3 protein-coding genes are annotated in these 3,624 nt (G+C 69.2%); all 3 read left to right on the forward strand.

The genetic code is table 11. The annotated features are described in order from the left end of the window. Positions 1 to 579 precede the first annotated feature (579 nt). The 3 genes from COGEMETH_RS12635 to ettA all read left to right on the forward strand — a co-directional run bounded on the left by COGEMETH_RS12635 (position 580) and on the right by ettA (position 3,575). The gene (locus tag COGEMETH_RS12635) at positions 580 to 1,461 is read left to right on the forward strand and encodes a DNA/RNA non-specific endonuclease (RefSeq protein ID WP_238182945.1); all 882 of its coding nucleotides are present in this window, start codon (positions 580 to 582) and stop codon (positions 1,459 to 1,461) included. A 12-nt stretch (positions 1,462 to 1,473) separates the two neighbouring features. After that, complete coding sequence (locus COGEMETH_RS12640) at positions 1,474 to 1,746, forward strand: hypothetical protein (RefSeq protein WP_238182946.1); 273 nt, start codon at positions 1,474 to 1,476, stop codon at positions 1,744 to 1,746. A 176-nt stretch (positions 1,747 to 1,922) separates the two neighbouring features. Further along, a complete protein-coding gene (ettA, locus tag COGEMETH_RS12645; RefSeq protein WP_238182947.1) occupies positions 1,923 to 3,575 on the forward strand; it encodes an energy-dependent translational throttle protein EttA in 1,653 nt (550 codons plus the stop codon). Positions 3,576 to 3,624: the final 49 nt, after the last annotated feature.

A 3,624-nucleotide genomic window follows, 5' to 3' on the forward strand; every position in this document is an offset into this window, starting at 1 on the left:
CCGCGTCGACCATCTCCGCCCGCACCGCGTCGGCTACCGCCTGAAGCTCGCTCTCAGGCAACCGCCGAAGCGCACGCGGCTCGTCAACACGGTCCAGGAGATCGCTCATCGTCTTTGAAACTGCCAAGGGCCCACATCCGCTCGTTAGCTGTATGACGCATCGCCGTCGCGGCCGCCGAGCGATTCGCATCGCCCGGTGACCGGCCGTTTGCACGCGAAACGAAACGCCGCCGCTGTCATGATAGTGCCTGTTACGGATCATCGGCGCGCCGATCAATGTTGTGCCCGCGCTTTTTTCGGTTTCGTGCCCCCGTTGCCACATGAGGCCAGCCCGTTGAACGCCTTTCGTCTGTGCACGATCCTGCTTCTCGGCGCCGGTATCTTGGCCGGCCCCGCGTCAGCCGCGCCGCGGCCGCCGGACGGCGACCTCACGTTCGCGTGTAACTTCCTCGGAGACTGTCCGCGCAAGACCGCGCCGGGCGGCCCGGACCGGGACGTGCGCCCCTTCGAGGGCAGCCTCGGGCGCCCCTGCGCCCGGCGCGAGCGGCCGACGCCCGAGGGCCCGCGGCGGGTACGCGTATGCTATTGAGGGTCCTGCCCGCCCTCCTGCCGCTCCTGTCGGCCGCGCCTGCGGCGGCCGGTTCCTGCCCGGCCCTGTTCGCGGACGGCCGCGCGCCGGTCCTGACCAACCCCAAGCTCGCGGAGCGCACCCGGACTCTGTGCTTCGAGGCGTTCGCGGTGCTGCATTCGGGCGTCTCGCGCACGCCCCTCTACGCGGCCGAGCACCTGACGCGGGCCGGCATCGCCGCGGCGCGCCGGGTGGCGCGGGACGACGCCTTCCACGACGAGGACCGCCTGCCTCCGGACCAGCGGGCCGACCTCGACGACTACGTGCACAGCGGCTTCGACCGCGGGCACCTGGCGCCGGCCGGCGACATGCCGAGCGAGGCGGCGCAGGGGCAGTCCTTCAGCCTCGCCAACGTCGTACCCCAGGACCGGGCGCTCAACCGCGGCCTCTGGGCGGCGATCGAGGAGAGCACACGGCGCCTCGCCTCCCGGCGCGGTGAACTCTTCGTCGTGACCGGTGCGGTGTTCGAGGGCGGCTCGGTCCAGTCGATCAAGGGCCGGGTGCTGGTGCCGACCCGGCTGTTCAAGGCGATCTACGACCCCGCGAGCGGGGAGGCGGCGGCCTACCTCGCCCCGAACCGGGCCGAGGGCGGCTGGCAGGCGGTGTCGCTTGCCGCCCTGCGGGACATCGCAGGCCTCGACGCCTTCCCGGCCCTGCCCGACCGGGCGAAGGCCACCGCCATGAGCCTGCCCGAGCCGCGCGAATTCTCCCGCGGCGATTCGGCCGGGCGGCGCCCGCAGGGACGCGACGAATCCTGGCAGGACTGGCTCGGGCGCGAACTTTCCCGCGCCCTGCGCAAGGCGTTCCGCGACGTCCTGCGCGCGATCTTCTAGGGGATGGATGAGATGCCGACACGCAAGGGCGAGCGCCCCTTCGAGCCCTTCGCCGACGATGCCGCGGTGCGGACCATCGGCGCCCTCTCGTTCGAGAACGGCACCGACCGGATCGCCCTGCACGGCTCCCTCGACCTGAGCCGGGACAAGGCGGGCCTGGAGCGGGCGCGTGCGCTGCGGCGGACGGCCGATGCGATCGTACGGGCCCTGGAGGCAATCGAGCTTCCCGAGGCGGTGGCCGAGGCGCACGAGGCGCCGAAGACCGTGCCGAACCCCTTCGCCTGAGGCGGCCGCAAGCCGATCCTTGCGGGGTTCCGGCCGGCCTGATACTCGGGCGGCATCATTTTTCTTCAGAGTCCGCGCGCGGAACCGGTCGAGGCACCGGGCCGCGCACGGCTGGCGGCACGCCCCGTGCCCGCCGCCCGCGCGAGGCTCGCCCGAACGTTCAGAGGATGCCCGCGATGGCCCGCGAATTCATCTACCACATGAAGGGGCTGACCAAGTCGTATCTCGGCGGCAAGAAGGTGCTCGAGAACGTCAACCTGTCCTTCTACCCGGACGCCAAGATCGGCGTGCTCGGCATCAACGGCTCGGGCAAGTCGACCCTCCTGAAGATCATGGCCGGGATCGACACCGACTGGACCGGCGAGGGCTTCGTTGCGCAGGGCGCGCGGGTCGGCTACCTGCCGCAGGAGCCGCAGCTCGATCCGAACAAGTCGGTCCGCGAGAACGTGATGGAGGGTGTGGCCGAGAAGCAGGCGCTGCTGGACCGCTACAACGAACTCGCGATGAACTATTCCGAGGAGACGGCGGACGAGATGACCGCCCTCCAGGACAAGATCGAGGCCGGCGACCTCTGGGAACTGGAATCCAAGGTCGACCAGGCCATGGAGGCGATGGGCTGCCCCGGCGACGAGCAGCCGGTGGCCACCCTGTCCGGCGGCGAGCGCCGCCGGGTCGCACTGTGCAAACTGCTCCTGTGGGAGCCGGAACTGCTGCTGCTGGACGAGCCCACCAACCACCTCGACGCCGAGACCGTGAACTGGCTCGAAGGCCACCTGAAGCAGTATCCGGGCGCGATCCTGATCGTGACCCACGACCGCTACTTCCTCGACAACGTCACCGGCTGGATCCTCGAACTCGACCGCGGCCGGGGCTACCCCTACGAGGGCAACTACTCGGCTTGGCTGATCCAGAAGCAGAAGCGCCTGCAGCAGGAGGGCCGCGAGGACATGGCCCGCCAGCGCTCCATCACCCGCGAGCAGGAGTGGATCGCCGCCTCCCCGAAGGCCCGGCAGTCGAAGTCCAAGGCCCGCATCACCCGATACGAGGAGCTGGTCGCCAAGCAGAACAACAAGGTCGATGCGGCCGCCCAGATCGTCATCCCGATCGACGAGCGGCTCGGCAACAACGTCATCGAGTTCGACCACCTCAACAAGGCCTTCGGCGATCGCCTGCTGATCGAGGACCTGTCGTTCAAGCTGCCGCCGGGCGGCATCGTCGGCGTCATCGGCCCGAACGGCGCCGGCAAGACCACCCTGTTCAAGATGATCACCGGCCAGGAGAAGCCCGACGGTGGCGACATCTCGGTCGGCGAGACCGTGCATCTGGGCTACGTCGACCAGTCGCGCGACGCCCTCGATCCCAACGCCACGGTCTGGCAGGAGGTCTCGGGCGGCAACGACATCATCTATTTCAACAAGCGCGAGATCAATTCGCGCGCCTATTGCGCGGCCTTCGCCTTCAAGGGCGGCGACCAGCAGAAGAAGGTCGGCACGCTGTCGGGTGGCGAGCGCAACCGCGTGCACCTCGCCCGCACGCTGAAGGGCGGCGCCAACGTGCTGCTGCTCGACGAGCCCACCAACGACCTCGACATGGAGACCCTGCGGGCCTTGGAGGACGCGCTGGAAGATTACGCCGGCTGCGCCGTCATCATCAGCCACGATCGCTGGTTCCTGAACCGCATCGCGACCCACATCCTCGCCTTCGAGGGCGACAGCCACGTCGAGTGGTTCGAGGGCAACTTCTCGGATTACGAGACCGACAAGAAGCGCCGCCTCGGGCTCGATTCGATCGTGCCGAAGAAGCTGAAGTACAAGAAGTTTTCGCGGTAGGGCGGGATTGTCCCTCCCCCGTTTGCGGGCGAGGGTGGCCCGCGAAGCG

Source organism: Methylobacterium trifolii, assembly GCF_022179685.1.
In the GTDB taxonomy this organism is placed as follows: Bacteria; Pseudomonadota; Alphaproteobacteria; order Rhizobiales; family Beijerinckiaceae; genus Methylobacterium; species Methylobacterium trifolii.